We start from the raw sequence: 20,799 nt of genomic DNA, 5'->3' as shown, positions 1-20,799 counted from the left end.
TCTGTTGTTCAATCTAAGCCTAGCATCGCGAGACACAAGTGCGCGAGCGCCTTGCGACACATGAAAGGTACGCAATTTCACCCATCTTGGTTTTCAACGCGTTGCGGATTTCAGCACCCGGTCCACCATGGCAGGCGCAAGACCGAGGTAATTTTTCGGTGAGGTGAGCGCCTCGATTGTGGCGCGGTCGATGCGGCTTGCGACGCGGGTGTCGGACGAGAGCGCGTCCGCCAGCGTCAGGCCCTTCTCGTTGGCAAGCCGGCAGGCGTCGTAGACGACGTCATGCGCCTCCTGCCGGCCGATCTGCGGCGCGAGCCCCATCATGACCGCTTCGGCCACGATCAGGCCGCGGCTGATGGCGAGATTGTCGTTCATCCTCGCCTCATCCACGATGAGGCCGGCGAGCGCAAATTTTGCCTGGTGCAGGGCGCCCGCGGTCAGCACGAAGCTTTCGGGGATCGCCATCCACTCGGCGTGCCAGGGACCGGTGGCGCGTTCGAAATCCTGCACCATGGCGTCCAGCATCAGGCCGGCATGCTGGCGCACCGCCTTGCTTGCCGCGAGCATCAGTTCCGAAGAGATCGGATTGCGTTTCTGCGGCATGGTCGAGGAGGCGCCGCGGCCCTTGACGAAGGGCTCATAGACCTCGGCGAACTCGGTCGAGGCCATGATCATGATGTCAAGCGCGATCTTGCCGAGCGAGCCGGTGACGAGCGCGAGGAAATTCACGGCTTCCGCAAAGCCGTCGCGCGCGACATGCCAGGTCGAGGCGGGCACGCCGAGCTTGAGCTCGGCGCAGAGCGCCTCCTGCACCTCAAGGCCCTTGTCGCCGAGCGAGGCGAGCGTGCCTGCAGCGCCGGCGAACTGGCCGACCAGGACGCGCGGCTTCAGTTGGTTGAGGCGCTCGGCGTGGCGGTCGAACATCGCGAGCCAGATCGCGGTCTTGTAGCCGAAGGTCACCGGCAGCGCCTGCTGGAGATGGGTGCGGCCCGCCATCGGCGTGTCGCGATAGCGCTTTGAGAGCTCCGCAAGGACTTTTCGGAGCTCGGCAATGTCGCGCTCGATGATGTCGAGCGCGGCGCGCAGCTGCAGCACCACCGCGGTGTCCATGATGTCCTGCGTGGTCGCGCCCCAATGCACGTAACGGCCAGCCTCGCCGCACTGCTTCACCATCTGATGCACCAAGGGGAGGATCGGATAGCCGACGATGTCGGTCTCCTGCCGCAGCAGATCGAAATCGAGCGCGGTGACGTCGGTCCGCGCCGCGATCTGGTCGGCCGCCTCTCGCGGGATCACGCCGCATCGCGCCTCCGCCCGCGCCAGCGCCACCTCGACCTCGGCGTAGCGGCCGACCAGCGCGACGTCGGAGAAAATCTCGCGCATCTCAGGTGTGCCGAAGGCGTCGCGGAACAGCATGGAGTCGAGCACGGTGGTGGAAGCGGGAAATGCGGGCATCGGCGTTTCTTCACGGTTGGTGTTTTGGGTGGAGGACAGCTTACGCAGGGTGCGCTGTTCGGCAACTGCGCTCCGTCGCCTCAACATGACGGGAAGAGTGCCTCGCGGCAGCCCAGCTCAATCGCCGCAGTCTCGTCGAGAGTGGTATTCCCCCTGAAATCCGCATGGCAGCCATCACGCAATCGTGCTGAACCCCGTCGACCCTTCGGCGGACTCACAGACTTCAAGTCGAAATCCATTTTGATTTCATCATTGCCAGATGTTGCCGTGAGGATTGAGTTTTCGACGTGCAGTTTCTGTTCCGGGATCACCTTCTCGACACCGACCGGCGCGAGCTGAGCCGCGAGCAGGTTCCCGTGGCCGTGGAGCCGCAGGTTTTCGATCTCGTCGTTCACCTCATGGAAAACCGCGATCGCGTCGTGAGCAAGGACGAGCTGATCGACAGGATCTGGCACGGGCGCAGCGTGTCCGAATCCACCCTGACCAGCCGGATCAACGCGGCACGGAAGGCGATCGGCGACAGCGGCGCAAACCAGGCCCTGATCCGCACCATCGCGCGCAAGGGCTTCCGCTTCGTCGGCGACGTCCAGATCCAGTTCGGCGCGGCCGAGTCCGGCCGTGTCGCCCCGGCGCAGCAGCTCACGCTCGCGCTGCCCGAACGGCCCGCGATCGCGGTGCTGCCCTTCACCAACATGAGCGGCGACCGCGAGCAGGATTATTTCTCCGACGGCATCAGCGAGGATATCATCACTGCGCTGTCGAAGCTGCGCTGCTTCTTCGTCGTCGCGCGCAACTCCTCCTTCGTCTACAAGGGCCGCGCCGTGCACATCCAGGAGGTCGCGCGTGAGCTCGGCGTGCGCTACGTGCTCGAAGGCAGCGTGCGGCGTAGCGGCGAGCGCCTGCGCATTTCGGCGCAGCTCAACGACGTCTCGACCGGCAGCCATCTCTGGGCCGAGCGCTACGACCGCGAGCTCGCCGACGTGTTCGCCGTGCAGGACGAGATCACCGAGGCAATCGTCGCCGCGATCGAGCCGCAGCTCTATGCCGCCGAGAGCTTTCGCGCCCAGCAGAAGCCGCCGGGCAGTCTCGATGCCTGGGACCTCGTGATGCGCGCGCTGTCGCATTACTGGCGCATCACGCGCGAGGACAACGCCGCGGCGCAAGGCCTGCTGGAGAAGGCTGTCGCGATCGATCCCGCCTATGGCAAGGCGCTCGGCCTGTTCGCAACCAGCCATATCTTCGGCGCGCATATGGGCTGGGCTGACATGGCCATGACCGTGCCGGTCGCCGAGCGCGCCGCGGTCGCGGCGGTGGCGGCCGATCGCGAGGATGCCTGGGCCCATCACGGCCTCGCCTACACGTATCTCTTCCGCCGCCGCTTCGACGATGCGCTGGCGGCGTTCGAGCTGGCCTTGCAGCTCAATCCGAATTTCGCGATGGCGCACGCCTTCCATGGCGTGACGCTGTGCTACGCAGGGCGATGGCAGGACGGCGATGCGGCTGCCCGCCGCGCACTGCGGCTCAGCCCGCGCGATCCGCTCGCCGCGATCTATTGCGGCGTGGTCGCCTATGCCCAGTTCATCGGCCGCAACTATGAGGCATCCATGCAGATGGCGCGGGAATCGATGCGGCAGCGCGCCGATTTCGTCGGCGCCCATCGCGTGCTGACGGCCGCCGCCGGCATGTCGGGCGATCCCGAGCTCACGGCCTCGGCGCTGCAAGGCCTGAACCGCGCCCAGCCCGGCATTTCGCTCGCCTGGATCACGCGCGAGCTGCCGATGCTGCGGGCCGAGGACCGAGAGCATTATCTGGAAGGATTGCGGCGCGCCGGGATGAGGTGACGCTTTCTCCCTCTCCCGCTTGCGGTGAGAGGGTGAGGGGGAGTTTCCGCAAGGCAGCTAGCAGTCAGACTCGCGGAGAGTCCCCCTCATCCGGATTGCATCTTCGACGCAAGCGGTCCACAGCGCGGAGGCGAAGAGCAGTGCGCGCAGCTACGCTACTCCTGCATCATCTCGCCGCTTCCGCCGAACTCGGCGGGAAAGTCCTTCAGCTTGGGCAGGCCGTCGCGCATCGGCAGCACCGTCTCTGCATAGTTGACGTGAACGCCCGGCGTGAACGCGAGCGTCGGGATGGTCGCGGTGAAGACGTCGATCAGGTCGAGCGGCGGATGGTTGGTCATGAGATGGCCGCCGCACTTCCTGCAATATTTGCGCTGGCTGAGCGGCGTCTTGGCAAAAGTCTCGACGTGCTGGGCGCCTTCGGTGATGCGCACCGCTTCGGGCTTCCACAGGCTGAAGGCGTTCACCGGTCCGCCCGACCACGAGCGGCACGATCGGCAATGGCAATAGCCCATCGCCGCCGGTTCTCCCGTGACCTCGATCGTGACCGCGCCACAGAAGCAGTTTCCCACATGTTTCATTGGGTCGTCTCCATTGAGAATGAGATTGGTGAGGCGAGCAGGCTGCCTGTTCCTGCTCGCCTGGTTCGTCGAAGAAGGGGCGAAGAGACGCCGCGCGCCTTCCTTTCGAAGGACGCGCGCGGTCGGACGCGATGGCTATACTGACCGGCGCCAGGGAATAAGCATCGACACCCGTTGTTTGTACTGCAGGTATTCGTCGCCGAAGAGACCGACGAGATCGTGCTCCTCAAGCGCGATGCCGACAAAAATGTAGATCGTGGTCACGGCCGCGAACAGCAGGTGGCCGAAGGTCATGAACGGCGCCGCCCAGAACGCGATGATGAAGCCGAGATAGATCGGATGACGGACGAACTTGTACAGCATCGGCGTCTTGAAGCGCACCAGTGCCTCCTCCTTGCCGACGAGATGGTTGGTGACCTGACTGAGGCCGAACAATTCGAAATGGTTGATCATGTAGGTGCTCATGAACACCAGCACCCAGCCGGCGAACGACAGCGTGACCAGCGTCACGGCGAGATCCGGATTGCCGACATCCCATACGACCGTCGGCAGTGGACGCCATTGCCAGAACAGGAACAGCAATGACAGGCTCGCGAACAGGACGTAGGTCGAGCGCTCGACCGGCTTGGGGACGAATTGCGTCCACCATGCCTTGAAGCGCTGACGCGCCATCACGCTGTGTTGAACGGCAAACAGGGTCATCAGCAGCAGGTTGATGATGACGGCCTCAGCCGTCGGCGTGTCGGTTCCGGTGTCGATCGTCTTCGACACCACCAGCCCCATCACGAAGCCGATAGCGTAGAGAATGGTGACCAAAAACACGAGATATGCCGCAATTCCGTACAGAAAGGCGATGAACCTGAAAAGGCGTGAGCCCGCAATGTCCGGGCTGATCGAATGAACCTGATCCATTTGGGTCATAGAACGCTCCGTTGCGCCGAGGCATCGGCAATTTGGTGTTCGCACCATGCCGGATCGGAGGCCCCCAGGCTTTTGCGGGCGGTTGATTTTCGCCTGAGACGACTTTGATTTTTGCTTGAGACGACAGAAACGTGCGATTTCTCTTTGAAAACAACGTGCTCGACGGCGACCTGCGGGAACTGACCTGTGACGGCGCTGCCGTGCCGCTGCAGCCGCAGGTGTTCGATCTGCTGCTTTACCTCGTCGCGCAGCGCGCCCGCGTCGTCACCAAGGATGACCTGATCAGCGCGATCTGGAGCGACCGCATCGTCTCGGATTCCGCGCTGAACAGCCGGATCAACGCCGCGCGCAAGGCAATCGGCGATGACGGTGCGGCGCAGCGGCTGATCAAGACCATCCCGCGCAAGGGCTTCCGTTTCATCGGCGAGGTCCGGGAAGAATCGGCAGGGCCGCTGGCGCCAGCCGAGCCCGCCCCTGCCCGGCCGCGCACTGCTGCGGACCGGCCGGCGATCGCGGTGCTGGCCTTCGAGAACATGAGCGGCGATCCCGCGCAGGACTATTTCGGCGACGGGATCAGCGAGGACATCCTCACCGCGCTGTCGAAGCAGCGCTGGTTCATGGTGATCGCCCGCAACTCGTCCTTCACCTATAAGGGACGCGCGGTCCATATCCGGCAGATCGCCGAGGAGCTCGGCGTCCGCTACATCGTCGAAGGCAGCGTGCGCAAAGCCGACAGTCGCGTGCGCATCACCGCGCAGCTCAACGACGCCACCTCAGGCAGCCAGCTCTGGGCCGAGCGTTACGACCGCGAGCTGGTCGACGTCTTCGCCGTGCAGGACGAGATCACCAACGCGATCGCCGCGGCGATCGAGCCGCAGATCCACGCGGCGGAGAATTTCCGCAGCCGGCGCAAGCCGCCGGCGAGCCTGGACGCCTGGGACCTCCTGATGCGGGCGCTGTCGCATTACTGGCGCGTGACGCGGCAGGATCACGAGGCTGCGCAGGCGCTGCTCGAGCGCGCGATCGGGATCGATCCGAACTACGGACAGGCATTGTCGGTGCTGGCGGCGAACCACATGTTCGGCGTGCATCTCGGCTGGGCCGAGCTCGCCAGCGTGGCGCCGGCCGCGGAGGCCGCCGCGCTCGCGGCGGTGCGCTGCGACCATGAGGATGCCTGGGCGCATGCCGCACTCGGCAGCGTGTTCTTCTCGACGCGCCGGCTTTCGAATGCGCTGTCCGAGTTCGAGCAGGCGCTCGCGCTCAATCCGAACTTCTCGCTGGCGCAGGGCTATTACGCGCTGGCGCTGTCCTATGCCGGACGCTCACGGGACTCGTTCGACGCGGCGCAGCGGGCGATCCGGCTCTCGCCGCGCGATCCATCGCTCGCGATCTATCACGGCATCGCCGGCTATGCCCGCTTCACCGAGCGACACTATGACGAGGCCATCGCGCTTGCGCGCGAGGCGATCCGCCACCGCGGCGATCTCACCGGCGCCTACCGTGTGCTCGCGGTGTCCGCCGGAATGACCGGCGACAACACGCTGGCACGGATCGCGCTGGGCGAGCTGCGCCGCACCCAGCCCGGCATCTCGCTGCACTGGATCGCGACGCAGCTGCCCTGGGCCGACGAGGCCGACCGCGAGCATTATCTGGAAGGATTCCGGCGGGCGGGGTTGCGGTGAGACACCCTCGTGGCGTTGTCCATGGCCGACTTGTCTCCGTGACAAGACAAGTGAAAACGGACGCGCTGTACATTTTTTGTGCGAACGCTGTCGAGACTTTCATCTTGCGGCGCCGAATGGGACTGTGTGAGCTTCGATATCGGATGGGGACTGAGATGGGCCGGCCGTCGCTTCGCGCGCGAGGACGTCGCGAAGCGTTTGCGGCCGGCCGCGCTTGAGAAAGATACGATATGCCAAAACGAGTGTTGCTTGGTCTCCTCCTCGCTTGCGGCCTCACGGCCCCGGCGCTGGCGCAAGAGCCAAAAATGGGGGGCGTGATCAATGCCGTGATCCAGCCCGAGCCGCCCGGCCTGATGCTGGCGATGGTCCAGAACGGCCCGGTCCAGATGGTCTCCGGCAACATCTTCGAGGGACTGCTGCGCTACAGCCCGAAGCTCGAACCGCTGCCGGAACTCGCCGAAAGCTGGAGCGTCAGCGACGACGCCAAGACCTACACCTTCAAGCTCAAGAAGGGCGTGACCTGGCACGACGGCAAGCCCTTCACCGCCGCCGACGTCCTGTTCTCGATGGAGATGCTGAAGCAGACCCATGCGCGTGCCCGCACCAATTTGGTGCAGGTCGACAAGATCGAGACGCCGGACGACTATACGGTGGTCTTCACGCTGAAGCAGCCGTTCGGCCCGTTCCTCGGCATCTTCGAGGTCGGCTCGATGCCGATGGTGCCGAAACATCTCTACGAAGGCACCGACTGGAAGACCAACCCCTACAACAACGCACCTGTTGGCACCGGCCCTTTCATGTTCAAGGAGTGGCAGAAGGGCTCGTTCATCCGCCTGGTCAAGAACCCGAACTACCACGAAAAGGGCAAGCCCTATCTCGACGAGATCTACTGGCAGATCATCCCCGATGCGGCCGCGCGCTCGGTAGCATTTGAGACCGGCAAGGTCGACGTTCTGCCCGGCGGCTCGGTCGAGAATTTCGACGTGCCGCGGCTCTCCAAGCTGAAGGACACCTGCGTCACCGGCGCCGGCTGGGAGTTCTTCTCGCCGCTCGCCTGGCTCTGGCTGAACAACCGTCAGGGCCCGCTCGCCGACAAGCGGGTGCGGCAGGCGGTCATGTACGCGATCGATCGCGATTTTGCTAAGGACGTGATCTGGAACGGGCTCGGCAAGGTGGCGACAGGCCCGTCGGCCTCGACCATCAGGTTCTACACCGACGACGTGCCGAAATACCCTTACGATCCGGCCAAAGCCAAGGCGCTGCTGAAGGAAGCCGGCTACAAGGGCGAGAAGATCCGCCTGCTGCCGCTCGCCTATGGCGAGACCTGGCAGCGCTGGGGTGAAGCGGTGAAGCAGAACCTCCAGGACGTCGGCATGAACATCGAGACGATCGCCACCGACGTTGCCGGCGGCAACCAGAAGATCGGCGATTGGGACTACGACATCGCGTTCACCTATCTCTACCAGTATGGCGATCCCGCGCTCGGCGTCGGCCGCAACTACATCTCCAGCAACATCGCGAAGGGCCAGGTGTTCAACAATGTCGAGGGATACTCCAACCCCGAGATCGACAAGCTGTTCGCCGACGGCGCCACTGCGACCCCGGATTCCAAGCGCAAGGAAATCTACGAGAAGGCGCAGAAGATCCTGGTCGAGGATGTGCCGGTGGCCTGGATGCTGGAGCTGCAATTCCCGACCATCACGCGCTGCAAGGTCAAGAACCTGATCACCACCGGCATCGGCGTCAATGACGGCTTCAAAGACGCATGGCTCGACAAGTGAGCCTCTTACCTCATCCCCGCTTGCGGGGAGAGGTCGACGCGCCCCGAGCGATGCGAAGCATCGTCTCGCGCGCGGCGGGCGAGGGGGTGCAGGTTCCTCGGCAACGTCCTGCCGTGGAGAGAGGCCCCTCAGCCCAACCCTCTCCCCGCAAGAGCGGGGCGAGGGAGCGCACTGCCCCAGTGGCTCCAGGTCACCTCACCAAGATGACTTTCTAAGATGCTCTCCTTCATTGCCCAGCGTGTGCTCAAGGGCGTGATCGTCCTGCTCGCGATCGTCGTGCTCAATTTCTTCCTGATCCGCCTTGCGCCCGGCGATCCCGCGGTCGTCATGGCGGGCGAGGCCGGGGCCAGTGACCAGGTTTTCGTCAAACAGCTCCGGGAGAAGTTCGGCCTCGACAAGCCGCTGCCCGAGCAGCTCTTCATCTACGTCAAGGGCGTCGCCGCCCTCGACCTCGGCTTCTCCTTCCGCCAGCAGGCACCGGTCGCAAAGCTGATCGGCGAGCGGCTGCCGGCGACGCTGCTGCTGACGCTGACGGCATTCGCGATCTCGCTCGCGCTCGGCGTTCTCTTCGGCACCTTCGCCGCACGCTTCGCCGGAACGTTCCTCGACACCGCCATCACCGTGTTCGCGTTGATCTTCTACGCCATGCCGATCTTCTGGGTGGCGCTGATGGGCATCCTGTTGTTCTCGGTCACCGTGGATTGGCTGCCGAGCTTCGGCTACGAGACGGTCGGCGCCAACTACACTGGACTTGCCCATGCGGTCGACGTCGCAAAGCACCTGATGATGCCCGCCATGACGCTCGGCCTGTTCTTCATGGCGACCTACACCCGCATGACGCGCGCCTCGATGCTCGAGGTGAAGCGGCTCGACTTCGTCAAGACCGCGCGCGCGAAAGGCCTCTCCGATGCCGTGATCCAGCGCCGCCATGTGCTGCGCAACGCGCTGCTGCCGGTCGTGACGCTGGCCGGCGTGCACTCCGGCACGCTGATCGGCGGTGCCGTCATCACCGAGACCGTGTTCGCCTGGCCCGGCATCGGGCGCCTGATGTACGACGCCCTTCTGCAGCGCGACTACAACCTCCTGCTCGGCGTGTTCGTGATCTGCTCCGCCATGGTTCTCATCTTCAATCTCATTACCGACCTCGTCTATCGCCTGGTCGACCCGCGCATCGAATTCGCCTCATGAAACAGTTCTGGACAACGATGCTGAAGAGCCCCAGCGGTGTCATCGGGCTCGTCATCCTCCTCTTCGCGATCTCGGTCGCGGTGATCGGGCCGATGCTGTTCCCGAACTCGCCCTGGCGCATGGTGCAGCGGCCGTTCCTGCCGCCCTTCACGCTCTCCACCGTGCCGCTCGGCACCGACGCGCTGGGCCGCGACGTGTTCGCCGGCATGATCTTTGGCGCCCGCGTCTCGCTGCTGGTGGGCCTCGTCTCGACGCTGGCCGCACTGGTCGTCGGAGTGCCCATCGGCGCGATGGCCGGCTATTTTGGCGGCAAGGTCGATGACGCCCTGATGCGCTTCACCGAGTTCTTCCAGACCATTCCGAGCTTCGCGCTCGCGATCGTGCTGGTCGCGATCCTGCAGCCCTCGATGTATTCGATCGTCGCCTCGATCGCGGTGGTCAGCTGGCCGCCGGTCGCCCGCCTCGTGCGCGGCGAGGTGCTGTCGCTGCGAACGCGCGAATATGTCCAGGCCGCAATCGTCACCGGCCAGAGCAACAGCTGGATCATCCTGCGCGAGATCCTGCCCAACGCGCTGTCGCCGGTGATCGTGCTGGCCTCGCTGATGGTGGCGACCGCAATCCTCTTGGAATCCTCGCTGGCGTTCCTCGGTCTTGGCGATCCCAATCTCATCTCCTGGGGCTACATGGTCGGCGCGGGCCGCACCGTGATCCGCCAGGCCTGGTGGATCACCGTGTTTCCCGGCGTCGCGATCCTGATCTCGGTGCTCGGCCTCAACCTGATCGGCGAAGGTCTCAACGACGCCCTCAATCCGCGCCTATCGCGGGAGGGCCGCTGATGACGACCGCCCCGCCCGCCGTCTCCATCAAGAACCTGCGGATCGCGCTGCCCAAGGGCGCCGAGCGTCCGTTCGCGGTCGACGGCGTCTCGCTCGACCTGCGGCCCGGCAGGATCGTCTGCGTGGTCGGCGAGTCCGGCTCCGGCAAGTCGATGTGCGCGCATGCGTTGATGGGACTTCTGCCTGATACAGTGTCCGTCACATCAGGCGAAATCCAGTTCGAAGGCCGCGACCTGCTGAAGCTCGACGACAGCGGCTGGCGGGATCTGCGCGGCCGCCGCCTCGCAATGATCTTCCAGGAGCCGATGACCGCGCTCAATCCGTTGATGCGGATCGGCGACCAGATGGCGGAGATGTTCGAAGCCCATGGCCTGCTGACGCCGAGGGAGCGGCGCGCGAGAGCGCTGGCGCTGGCGCGCGAGGTCGGCCTGCCCGACCCCGAGCGTATCGTGCGTGCCTATCCGCACCAGCTCTCCGGCGGCCAGCGCCAGCGCGCCATGATCGCGATGGCGCTGGCACTCGAACCGGCCGTGCTGGTCGCAGACGAGCCGACCACCGCGCTCGACGTCACCACGCAGGCGCAGATCCTCAAGCTGATCCGCAACCTGCAGCGCAACCGCGACATGGCGGTGATGTTCATCACCCATGATTTCGGCGTGGTCGCCGACATTGCCGACCAGGTCGTGGTGCTCCGCCACGGCAAGGTCGTCGAGGAAGGCCCCGCCGCGAGGGTCTTCAACGAGCCGCAGCACGACTACACCAAAGCCCTGCTCGCCGCCGTGCCGTCGATGGACCCGCCGGCGCGCAGCGCCCTGGACGATCAGGCCAGGGCCGTCGAGGTGATCGGGCTGGACAAGACCTACGTCACGTCGGGCGGCTGGTTTCGCGAGGACCGCCGCGTCGATGCCGCCCGCGCGGTCAATTTCAACATCCTCAAGGGCGAGACGCTCGGCGTCGTCGGCGAATCCGGCTCCGGCAAATCGTCGGTGGCGCGGCTGGTGATGCGGCTGATCGAGGCCGATCGCGGCACGGTGCGGATCGGCGACACCGATCTCACGCAGCTTTCGGGCAAGGCGTTGCGCGCCGAGCGCCATCGCATCCAGATGATCTTTCAGGATCCGTTCGCCTCGCTCAACCCGCGGCGCAAGATCGGCCACATCATCGCCGACGGACCGATCGCAGCCGGCATCGACCCCAAGGTGGCGTTCGACCGCGCCCGCCATCTCCTGAAGATGGTGGGCCTGGACACCGGCGCGCTCGAACGCTATCCGCACGAATTCTCCGGCGGCCAGCGCCAGCGCATCGGAATTGCCCGCGCGCTCGCGCTCGAGCCGGAGATCATCGTCGCGGACGAAGCCGTCTCCGCGCTCGACGTCTCCGTGCAGGCGCAAGTGTTGAAGCTGCTCGAAGAGCTCAAGGCACGCCTTGGTCTGTCGATGCTGTTCATCACCCACGACCTGCGCGTCGCGGCGCAGATCTGCGACCGCATCGCAGTGATGCAGCGCGGCGCCATCGTCGAGTTGAAGCCGACCTCGCAGCTCTTCGCCGCGCCGGAGCACGCCTATACGCGGGAGTTGCTGGCGGCGGTGCCGGGACGGAAGGAACGCGCGCCGGCGGCGTGAGATGCATCGTTGTCGTTCATCAATCTTCGCGATGGTTCCAAAAACTTGCACGCTGTCCGGGGCGAAACATATTCGATCCGGCAGCATTTGCTTGATGAGACGATCCTCGCTGATGACAGCGAGGGGTAAGGTGACACCAGCATGCGTTGCGACGCATGAGGCGCGGTCACGCGCTTTTTATCCGTCGTGACCTGGTGCACCGCTGCAAATCCAAAGCGGCGCCATAGATCGCGATTGAATGATCAACGTCATCTCATGACCGTTTGCCAACCGATATCCGGAGCCAACATGGGCGAAGTTATTCGATTTGTCTCGAAATCCGAGCGGGAGCGCGTTCGTCTCATTCAGGAGGCGCGCGCCATCTACGACAGCATCTTCCCGCCGGGCGATCCGGGCAACGAAGAACAGGACAAGGCAACGATCGGCCGCGACGGGGGGAACCTGTCGTGATCAAGATCATCGCCGTGCTTTGCAGCCTCGCCTCGCCGACCAATTGTCACGAGCAGCTCGTCACCAGCTCCGACTTTGCGCAGGTCTCGGTGCAGTCCTGCCTGATGGGCGCGCCGCAGCTCGCCGAATGGATGAACCAGCATCCCGCCGAGCGCCTGGCGGCCTGGCGCTGTGTGATCGGTCAGCAGAACGGCCGGGGCATTTAACGCCGGCCTGCTTTCCATGGGCGCTTCGCGAAAAGAGCCTCCTGGACAGTGACGACGCTCCCTTGCCGGAGTAACCTTTTGTTGCGGCCATTGGCAGCAAGGGGGAAGCCGGATGGAAGTCGCCAGCCTCGTTCTTCCCGTATTCGCGATCATCGTCACCGGCTGGCTCGCCGGCGAGCTCGGTTATCTCTCGCACTCGCTCGCCGACGCGTTGGTGCATTTCGCCTACAACGTGGCGATGCCGGCACTGCTGGTCGTCACCATCGCCCAGGAGCCGGCACGCAATCTCCTGGAATGGCGCTTCCTGCTCGCGTTCGGCGGCGGCTCCCTCACCTGTTTCGCGCTGGTCTTCGTCGCCGTCCGCGGAAAGCATGATCTCGCCAGCAGCACGATCCACGGCATGGCGGCGGCGATGACCAATACCGGCTTCGTCGCGCTGCCGATCCTGCATGCGATCTACGGCCAGCCCGCCGTGCTGCCTGCCGCGGTGGCGACGGTGTTCGTGGCCGCCGTGCTGTTTCCGATCACCGTCATCCTGCTGGAGCGCGACGCGCGCGGGCCTTCGCATTCCGCTGGACTCGCACGACAGATCCTGCTCAATCCGATGGTGCTGTCGACCCTCATCGGCCTCGTCTGGTCGATTACGGGCTTGCCGATTCCAGCAGCCGTCGCGGCCTATCTGAACATGATCGCGGCCGCGCTCACGCCCTGCGCGCTGTTTGCCATCGGGCTCGGCCTGTCGCTCGAGGGACTGCGGTCGAACCTGAAGGCAACGTTCGCGCTTGCGGCCGTGAAACTGGTGATCATGCCGCTGCTCGTCTACGGGCTTTGCGTGATGCTGGGCCTCAATCCACTCTACACGGTGGCCGCCGTCATCTGCGCGGCCGTGCCGACAGCAAAGACCGTGTATGTGCTGGCGCACGAGCACATGGTCGAGGAGAGGCTGGTTGCGGCCACGGTGTCGGTGACGACAATGGTGTCGGTCGGAACATTGCTGGTCGCGCTCTACCTGCTGTCCGGCCTCGCCACGGGATCGCGTTGAACCACGTCGGTCTTATCGGGTGGTGTTGCTCCAGGTCGGCACCGAATTGGTCACGCCGACTGACGGCCAGTTGTACGTGCCGATCGAGGGTGCCGTAACAGTGCCGACCGTCTGTCCGGACGAGCCGTAAGAGGCCCTGGGCTGCGCGACCGGCGCGCCGACGCCGCTATAGGCGGGGGCCACGACGCTGGTGCTGTACCGGCTGGAGCGGTGCTTCTTCGCCTCAGCCGCGAAGGGCACGGCGAGCAGTCCGGTCGTGATGAGCGCGGCAATGGCGAATTTCATGCTGGTCATGGCTGATCCCTCGATCGTTGGGAGCCCCTCCTGCCATGTGTTCATTCGCCGGCGGATGTCCATAGGCACGCATTCATAACTCCGTGCGCGGGCGAATGTCGCGGTCCGCCTCAGCCAGCCGCGCTCCAGGCAGCAATGATGGATCTCAGCACCGAGGTGGCCGGCAGTGTGATAAACGCTCGACGTCGGCTGCATCGCCCTGGCAGGGCGCGATGGATGAGTTTGTCGTGGACGACCTGCCTTCGGATGGACCCGAATCAGCGGTAGTGCATTGCTCATCAAGCAATGTCACTGGACGACAAGCCACATGACCGGCGCCGAACTGAAGCAGCTCCGCAACGACCTCTCCGAGGCCCTCGGACGGACGCTCACGGCGGCCGATATGGCAAAGCTTTGCGGATTGCCGGAGCAGGGCGGCGCCGACACCATCCGGCGCTGGGAGGTGAGCGGCCCCTCGCCGTCTGCGACCAAAGTGCTGCGCGTGCTCGCCATGGCGAGCGAGCGCTATCCGATCATGGAGAAGTTCGACATCTTCGATCGTCACGACGTGCGCGAGGAGGACCGCCCCGCGAGGCGCGCCGCGTTCCGCGAACAGATGCGCGACGAAGCGCGGCGGCGTCTTGGTTAACGAAAGCGACGCGAAGGTTGCTCGACGACTTGCGAATTAAGCCTTCCTTCAGCATTTCTTAAATCCCCATTAAGCACGAAAATCATTTGCGGCCCAACACGTTAGGTTGGGTGCCGCTGTGCCACGGATGTGACAGCATTTTCGACAAAAGCGAGCTATCTGCAGAACCAACGCGGCGCGGACAGCGCGCCTGCCGGGGACCTTTAGTTTTGGAGTTTGGACTATGAAGAAGATTCTGATTGCGACCGTTGCGCTGCTCGTGGCGGGCGCTGCCGCGCCGGCGCTCGGTGCCGATCTCGGTAACCGCGGCTACTATAAGGCGCCCGCGCCGGCCTATGCCGCGCCGATCTACAACTGGACGGGCTTCTATATCGGCGGCCATGTCGGCGGCGCCTTCTCCAGCGACAACAATTTCAACGGCCTCTCCACCGGCAACAACGGCAACGGCCGTTTCCTCGGCGGCGTGCAGGTCGGCGCGGACTGGCAGTTCAACCCGAACTTCGTGGTCGGCGTCGAAGGCCAGTATTCCTGGCTCTCCGGCAGCGTCGGGGCGGTGTTCCCGGGCGGCATCACCTACACCAACGACCAACGCGGCCTCGGCTCTCTCACCGGCCGCGTCGGCTACACCTGGGGTCCGGGTCTCGTCTATGTGAAGGGCGGCTACGCCTATTCGGACAACAACGAGAAGGTGACCGTCGGCGGCGTGCCGACCGCCTTCGTCATCACCGGCGATCACCGCAACGGCTATACCGTCGGCGCCGGCCTCGAGTACATGTTCGCCCCGAACTGGTCGGCCAAGGCGGAGTACCAGTACTACAATTTCGGCGATGCGCACTTCACCGGAGGCCCGCTGGCGGGCACCGGCAACTTCACCACCGACGACCACACGATCAAGGCGGGCGTCAACTACCGCTTCAATTGGGCGAGCCCGGCCGTCGCGCGCTACTGATCGGTTAGCAAAATCTTACCCCCGACCAAGGGCCGGCGTTCTCGCCGGCCCTTCATTTTTTCGTCCTGCGGAACCAATGCAAGCAGTTGCACCGATTGCGATTTTTTAACCGACCCTGCAGATACTGCCGGGCACAAAACAGAAGCAAGAGCGTGGGGGAATTTTCGATGGCGATCCGTCTGGGCGTTGGCCGTTTGCTCGGTCGATTGAAACCTCGCTTCAAAATGCTGAAATGGGGGGTACGCGGCAGTCTGTTTGCGGCCTTCGGCGTGATCGCGGGCATGGGCCTCGTGATCGCAGCCGGCGCTGGCCTCGCGCTGCAGAATCTCGGCGGACGCATGATCGAGCTGAGCGGACATGACATTCCGCGCCTTGCCGCCAGCCTGCAATTGTCGGCCCTGAGCGCGAGCCTCGCGGCACAGGGACCGGCCCTGCTTGCGGCTCAAAGCGAGGAAGCCCTGGGCGAGCGCACCAAGAAGCTCAAGGAATTGCAGGAGCAGACGCAGCAGAAACTCAACGAGATCATCGAGCTCGGCGGCGACAAGTCCGTCGTCGCCGGTCTCGGCGAGACGATGAAGAGCATCAACGAGGCGGCCCAGAGCCTAGCCAAGGCAGCCCGCGAACGGCTGGACATCGCAGCGCTCCATGACAAGCAATATGACGCGCTGCGCAGCGCCCAGGGCGCCTTCGTCGGCGCGGCCAGCCCAGCGATGCTGGAAGCGCAGACCCGGGTCAACGCCATTCTCGGCTCGGCAAACCTGTCCCCCGAAGACGCCACCGAAGCCGCGCAGACCGTCGGCCAGCTCGGCAACGTCGTCGCCAGCGGCAATCTCGCGGCCGCCGACATGAGCGCCGCGCTGTCGGCGAGCACGAGCGACAAGCTCGACGACATCCAGAAGGAGTTCAAGACGGCACAAGGACGCCTGCGCTCGAACCTCGACCTGCTGCCGGACAATGAGGGCAACAAGATGCTGCGCGCGACGGCGGAAAAGCTGCTTGCGCTCGGCACCGGCAAGACCGGCGTGTTCAATCTGCGTGAGAAGGAGCTCGACTCCATCGACTACGGCCAGACCATCCTGGACGAGACGCGCAAGCTCAATGTCGGCCTCGGCATCAGCGTGCAGCAGCTCGTCGACGGCGTGCAGAAGGAGACCAATGCCTCGACCTTCCAGGCGCGGCAGGAGATCTCGCTGGCGACATCGGTCATGCTGGCGCTGGGTGCGCTGATGCTGGTCGGCTCGGTCCTGTTCGTGTGGCTCTATGTCGGCCGCAACATCCTGCGCCGGATCACCGGCCTGCAGCGCGCCATGCAGCTGCTCTCGGCCGGCGATCTCGACACCGAGATCGCGCGCTCCAGGCACAATGACGAGATCAGCGCGATGACCGACACGCTGACCGTGTTCCGCGACAGCATGATCGAGGCGCGCGCACTGGCCAGCGAGCAGGACAAGGACCGCGTCGCCAAGGCCGAGCGCGCCGCACGCATGGAGGCCAGGATCGCCGAGTTCGAGAGCACGGTGCGGACCGCGCTCGACAATCTGGCGCAGTCGGCCAACTCGATGCAGTCGAGCGCGCAGAGCATGTCCAACACCGCCGATCAGTCCAACGCGCTGGTGAACGCGGTCGCTTCCGCGGCGGAAGAGACCTCGGTCAACGTGCAGACCGTCTCGTCGGGCACCGAGCAGCTGTCATCATCGATCGAGGAAATCAGCAAGCAGGTCGTCACCTCCGCCGCAATCGCCAAGAAGGCCGTCGACGAGGCCGGCGCCACCGACACCACGGTGCAGAGCCTTGCCGACAGCGCGAGCCGCATCAGCGTCGTCGTCGACCTGATCCAGACCATCGCCTCGCAGACCAATCTGCTCGCCCTCAACGCCACCATCGAGGCGGCGCGCGCGGGCGAGGCCGGCCGCGGCTTCGCGGTGGTCGCCTCCGAGGTGAAGAGCCTCGCGAGCCAGACCGCGAAAGCGACCGAGGAGATCCGTACCCAGATCGCCAGCATGCAGCAGGTCACGACCTCCGCAGTCGGCGCCATCCAGGGCATCGGCCGGATCATCGGCGAGATCAACGACGTCACGACGACGATCGCCGCCGCGGTCGAGGAACAGGGCGCGGCCACCCGCGAGATCGCCCGCAACATCCAGCATGCTGCGGGGGGCACCAGCGAGGTCTCCAGCAACATCGTCGGCGTCTCCACCGCCTCGGCCGAAGCCGGCGCGGCGGCAGGCGAAGTGCTGAGCGCCTCGGACGCGCTTCGCCGCGAGGCCGACATGCTGCGCGGGGAGATTGACGCGTTCCTCAACAATATGCGGGCGGCCTGATTGTCATTCCGGACGGCGCGTCGCGCCGAACCCGGAACTTCGCAATGACAACTTCTGGATTCCGGGTTCGCGCTCACACGCGCCCCGGAATCACTGCGTTTTGGGCAGGCTTCGACCGGCACACGGAAAAACAACGTCCGGTATGACCGCCATGCGGAGTCCCGGCCGGGCCTTTTTCGGCTGGCGCCCCGCCCGCGCTGGGTTTAAGCCGGTAGCATGAACGCGAAAACCGACACCGTGCAGTCCTCGGCCGAGGCCTTGCGCTACCCCTGGGACCAGCATCCCGGCCCCGATGACGTCGTCGAAGTCAGGCCCGGCATATTGTGGGTGCGGCTGAAGCTGCCGTTCCGCCTCAACCACGTGAACATCTATCTGCTCGCCGACGGCGACGGCTATGCGATGGTCGATGCCGGCTTCGGCAATGAGGAGACGATCGAGGCCTGGACCAAACTGTTCGATGGCCCGCTCAAGGGCGTAAACATCACGCGCCTGATCGTCACCCATTCGCACCCAGATCATGTCGGGCTCGCAGGCTGGATCGTGGAGCGCTTCGGCTGCCCGCTGGTGATGTCGCAGGTCGAATATCTGCAATCGGTTTATCACCAGAACCGCGGCACCGAGGAGCGGCGCAACGCACAGCGCCTGTTCTTCCGCCGTCACGGCATGGACGAGTCGCTCACCGAAAAGCTGCTCGGCCGCGGCCAGGATTATCTCAAGCAGGTGTCGGTGCTGCCGCCGTCCTACCGCCGCATCTCGCATGGCGACGAGGTCGTGATCGGCACGCGCCGCTTCAAGGTGATCACCGGCGGCGGCCACGCGCTCGACCAGGTGATGCTGTATTGCGCCGACGACAAGCTGTTCCTCTCGGCCGACCAGGTGCTGAGCAAGATTTCGCCCAATGTCAGCGTGTGGGCGGTCGAGCCCGACCAGAACTCGCTCGGCGAATATCTGGCCTCGCTCGCGAGCCTCACCACCACCCTGCCCTATGACCTGCTGGTGCTGCCCGGCCACGGCGTGCCGTTCTACGGCCTCAAGACCCGCATCAAGCAACTCGCCGATCACCACGAGGAACGCTGCCGCCTGATCGCGGAGGCCTGCCGCGAGGTGCCGCAGACCTCGCGCGCCCTGGTGCCCGTGGTGTTCAACAAGCATGTGCTGGACGAGCACCAGATGGGCTTTGCCGCCGGCGAGCTCGTTGCTCACGTCAACTACATGATCGTCGAGGGCCGGCTGACGGCGGAGATGAAGGACGGCGTGCTCCAGTTCAGGACGACGTGAGCTCTTTCCTCACCTCGCCCCGCTTGCGGGGCGAAGGTGCGCAGCGCCGCCAGGGCCAGCAGCTCACCTCATGTTCGCGATCGCGTGGAGCGCGGCGATGTAGCCGAACGGCCCGAGACCGCAGATCACGCCGGTCGCCACGAACGAGAACTTGGAGTGGCGGTGATATTCGTCGCGGGCGTGGCCGCAGCAGCCCGGCAGATGGTGCGAAGCAGCATTGCACCTCGCGCGAGCTTGATCGGGATCAAGTTTCAATTCCCACGATAGGGCATTTTGCCCAAATGCCCCTCACGCCCAAATGTGGGAAAGCGCATAGACATTGGAGCTGGAAAAGCTCTAAGAAGATGCGGCCCTTTTGGTCAGTTCCGTCTCAGGTTTTGCCGATGGATTACAGCCAGTTCTTCAATTCCGCCCTCGATCGTCTCCACACCGAGCGGCGCTACCGCGTGTTCGCGGATCTGGAGCGGACCGCCGGCCGGTTCCCGCACGCGGTCTGGCACTCGCCCAAGGGCAAGCGCGATGTCGTGATCTGGTGCTCCAACGATTATCTCGGCATGGGCCAGCACCCCAAGGTGGTCGGCGCGATGGTCGAGACCGCGACCCGCGTCGGCACCGGCGCGGGCGGCACCCGCAACATCGCCGGCACGCATCATCCGCTGGTGCAGCTCGAGGCGGAACTTGCCGATCTCCATGGCAAGGAAGCCGCGCTGCTGTTCACCTCGGGCTACGTCTCGAACCAGACCGGCATCGCCACCATCGCAAAGCTCATTCCGAATTGCCTGATCCTGTCGGACGAGCTCAACCACAATTCGATGATCGAAGGCATCCGCCAGTCCGGCTGCGAGCGCATCGTGTTCCGCCACAACGATCTGGCTGACCTCGAAGAGAAGCTGAAGGCAGCGGGTCCGAACCGGCCGAAGCTGATCGCCTGCGAGAGCCTCTATTCGATGGATGGCGACGTCGCGCCGCTCGCGAAGATCTGCGATCTCGCCGAGAAGTACGGGGCCATGACCTATGTGGACGAGGTCCACGCCGTCGGCATGTACGGTCCGCGCGGCGGCGGCATCGCCGAGCGTGACGGCGTGATGCACCGCATCGACATCCTCGAAGGCACGCTGGCGAAAGCGTTCGGCTGCCTCGGCGGCTACATCGCCGCCAACGGCCAGATCATCGACGCGGTGCGCTCCTATGCGCCGGGTTTCATCTTCACCACGGCGCTGCCGCCGGCGATCTGCTCGGCCGCGACCGCCGCGATCAGGCATCTGAAGACCTCGAGCTGGGAGCGCGAGCGTCATCAGGACCGCGCCGCCCGCACCAAGGCGATCCTCAATGCCGCCGGCCTGCCGGTGATGTCGAACGACACCCACATCGTGCCGCTGTTCGTCGGCGATCCCGAGAAATGCAAGCAGGCGTCCGACCTCTTGCTCGAAGAGCACGGCATCTACATCCAGCCGATCAATTATCCGACCGTCGCCAAGGGCACCGAGCGCCTGCGCATCACGCCCTCGCCCTATCATGACGACGGCCTGATCGACCAGCTCGCCGAAGCCCTGCTGCAGGTATGGGACCGGCTCGGCCTGCCGCTGCGCGAGAAGTCGCTGGCGGCCGAGTAGGCGTCCGCTCTTACCCTCCTCTGGAGGGACGGCAGGTGCCCGCTGCGCACGATTGCACCTTAACGACACCTGCAGTTCCCGCTCGCGCCGGACATTTCGCTGTCGCATGCGTCC

Annotated in this window: 19 protein-coding genes; 14 read left to right on the top strand and 5 right to left on the bottom strand. The window is 64.9% G+C overall.

Annotation, left to right across the window (positions count from 1 at the left end):
* Positions 1 to 93: 93 nt before the first annotated feature.
* Positions 94 to 1,455, bottom strand: a complete 1,362-nt coding sequence (pcaB, locus tag AC5V87_RS03990) for a 3-carboxy-cis,cis-muconate cycloisomerase (RefSeq protein ID WP_456841254.1) — start codon at positions 1,453 to 1,455, stop codon at positions 94 to 96.
* Positions 1,456 to 1,742: 287 nt separating this feature from the next.
* Between pcaB and AC5V87_RS03985 the strand changes: the two genes are divergently transcribed.
* Complete coding sequence (locus AC5V87_RS03985; RefSeq protein WP_495370076.1) at positions 1,743 to 3,296, top strand: winged helix-turn-helix domain-containing protein; 1,554 nt, start codon at positions 1,743 to 1,745, stop codon at positions 3,294 to 3,296.
* A gap of 155 nt (positions 3,297 to 3,451) precedes the next feature.
* On the opposite strand, the gene AC5V87_RS03980 is transcribed toward AC5V87_RS03985, so the two are convergent.
* Entirely contained in the window at positions 3,452 to 3,874 is a 423-nt protein-coding gene (locus tag AC5V87_RS03980) for a GFA family protein (protein WP_456841256.1), read from the bottom strand.
* Positions 3,875 to 4,009: 135 nt separating this feature from the next.
* Entirely contained in the window at positions 4,010 to 4,795 is a 786-nt protein-coding gene (gene mddA, locus AC5V87_RS03975; protein ID WP_495370075.1) for a methanethiol S-methyltransferase, read from the bottom strand.
* A gap of 131 nt (positions 4,796 to 4,926) precedes the next feature.
* On the opposite strand from mddA, the gene AC5V87_RS03970 reads away from it, so the two are divergent.
* The 8 genes from AC5V87_RS03970 to AC5V87_RS03935 all read left to right on the top strand — a co-directional run bounded on the left by AC5V87_RS03970 (position 4,927) and on the right by AC5V87_RS03935 (position 13,602).
* Positions 4,927 to 6,477, top strand: a complete 1,551-nt coding sequence (locus AC5V87_RS03970; RefSeq protein WP_495370074.1) for a winged helix-turn-helix domain-containing protein — start codon at positions 4,927 to 4,929, stop codon at positions 6,475 to 6,477.
* Between the two features lie 230 nt (positions 6,478 to 6,707).
* The gene (locus AC5V87_RS03965; protein ID WP_495370073.1) at positions 6,708 to 8,258 is read left to right on the top strand and encodes an ABC transporter substrate-binding protein; all 1,551 of its coding nucleotides are present in this window, start codon (positions 6,708 to 6,710) and stop codon (positions 8,256 to 8,258) included.
* 216 nt (positions 8,259 to 8,474) lie between these two features.
* Positions 8,475 to 9,446 (top strand): ABC transporter permease, encoded by a 972-nt coding sequence (locus tag AC5V87_RS03960; protein ID WP_495370072.1) that lies wholly within the window; start codon positions 8,475 to 8,477, stop codon positions 9,444 to 9,446.
* Positions 9,443 to 10,282: an ABC transporter permease gene (locus tag AC5V87_RS03955; RefSeq protein WP_495370071.1), complete on the top strand. Its 840-nt coding sequence runs from the start codon at positions 9,443 to 9,445 to the stop codon at positions 10,280 to 10,282. The genes AC5V87_RS03960 and AC5V87_RS03955 overlap by 4 nt, the downstream gene beginning before the upstream one ends.
* Entirely contained in the window at positions 10,282 to 11,904 is a 1,623-nt protein-coding gene (locus tag AC5V87_RS03950) for an ABC transporter ATP-binding protein (protein WP_495370070.1), read from the top strand. The genes AC5V87_RS03955 and AC5V87_RS03950 overlap by 1 nt, the downstream gene beginning before the upstream one ends.
* Before the next feature lie 288 nt (positions 11,905 to 12,192).
* Positions 12,193 to 12,354 carry a hypothetical protein gene (locus tag AC5V87_RS03945; RefSeq protein WP_456841263.1) on the top strand — a complete coding sequence of 54 codons (162 nt, stop codon included), beginning with the start codon at positions 12,193 to 12,195 and terminating at the stop codon, positions 12,352 to 12,354.
* Positions 12,351 to 12,560 carry a hypothetical protein gene (locus AC5V87_RS03940; protein WP_027561994.1) on the top strand — a complete coding sequence of 70 codons (210 nt, stop codon included), beginning with the start codon at positions 12,351 to 12,353 and terminating at the stop codon, positions 12,558 to 12,560. The genes AC5V87_RS03945 and AC5V87_RS03940 overlap by 4 nt, the downstream gene beginning before the upstream one ends.
* 112 nt (positions 12,561 to 12,672) lie before the next feature.
* The gene (locus tag AC5V87_RS03935; RefSeq protein ID WP_495370069.1) at positions 12,673 to 13,602 is read left to right on the top strand and encodes an AEC family transporter; all 930 of its coding nucleotides are present in this window, start codon (positions 12,673 to 12,675) and stop codon (positions 13,600 to 13,602) included.
* A 12-nt stretch (positions 13,603 to 13,614) separates the two neighbouring features.
* Here AC5V87_RS03935 and AC5V87_RS03930 read toward each other — a convergent pair whose 3' ends face one another.
* Positions 13,615 to 13,896, bottom strand: coding sequence for a hypothetical protein (locus tag AC5V87_RS03930; protein WP_456841265.1), 282 nt, complete (start codon positions 13,894 to 13,896; stop codon positions 13,615 to 13,617).
* A 307-nt stretch (positions 13,897 to 14,203) separates the two neighbouring features.
* Here AC5V87_RS03930 and AC5V87_RS03925 point away from each other — a divergent pair, with 307 nt between their 5' ends.
* From AC5V87_RS03925 to AC5V87_RS03910, 4 genes are all read left to right on the top strand, one after another.
* Positions 14,204 to 14,524, top strand: a complete 321-nt coding sequence (locus AC5V87_RS03925; RefSeq protein ID WP_495370068.1) for a helix-turn-helix domain-containing protein — start codon at positions 14,204 to 14,206, stop codon at positions 14,522 to 14,524.
* 223 nt (positions 14,525 to 14,747) lie between these two features.
* Positions 14,748 to 15,473, top strand: coding sequence for an outer membrane protein (locus AC5V87_RS03920; RefSeq protein WP_495370067.1), 726 nt, complete (start codon positions 14,748 to 14,750; stop codon positions 15,471 to 15,473).
* A gap of 167 nt (positions 15,474 to 15,640) precedes the next feature.
* Positions 15,641 to 17,794 carry a methyl-accepting chemotaxis protein gene (locus tag AC5V87_RS03915; RefSeq protein ID WP_495370066.1) on the top strand — a complete coding sequence of 718 codons (2,154 nt, stop codon included), beginning with the start codon at positions 15,641 to 15,643 and terminating at the stop codon, positions 17,792 to 17,794.
* 216 nt (positions 17,795 to 18,010) lie between these two features.
* Positions 18,011 to 19,072: an MBL fold metallo-hydrolase gene (locus AC5V87_RS03910; protein ID WP_456841269.1), complete on the top strand. Its 1,062-nt coding sequence runs from the start codon at positions 18,011 to 18,013 to the stop codon at positions 19,070 to 19,072.
* 63 nt (positions 19,073 to 19,135) lie between these two features.
* Here the strand turns inward: AC5V87_RS03910 and AC5V87_RS03905 are convergent, their stop codons facing one another.
* Positions 19,136 to 19,213: a hypothetical protein gene (locus tag AC5V87_RS03905; protein ID WP_495372031.1), complete on the bottom strand. Its 78-nt coding sequence runs from the start codon at positions 19,211 to 19,213 to the stop codon at positions 19,136 to 19,138.
* A gap of 242 nt (positions 19,214 to 19,455) precedes the next feature.
* On the opposite strand from AC5V87_RS03905, the gene hemA reads away from it, so the two are divergent.
* A complete protein-coding gene (hemA, locus tag AC5V87_RS03900; protein WP_456841271.1) occupies positions 19,456 to 20,685 on the top strand; it encodes a 5-aminolevulinate synthase in 1,230 nt (409 codons plus the stop codon).
* Positions 20,686 to 20,799: the final 114 nt, after the last annotated feature.

The organism is Bradyrhizobium sp. SOJA106, from assembly GCF_059448745.1.
This window is presented reverse-complemented; position numbering and strand designations above follow the sequence as displayed.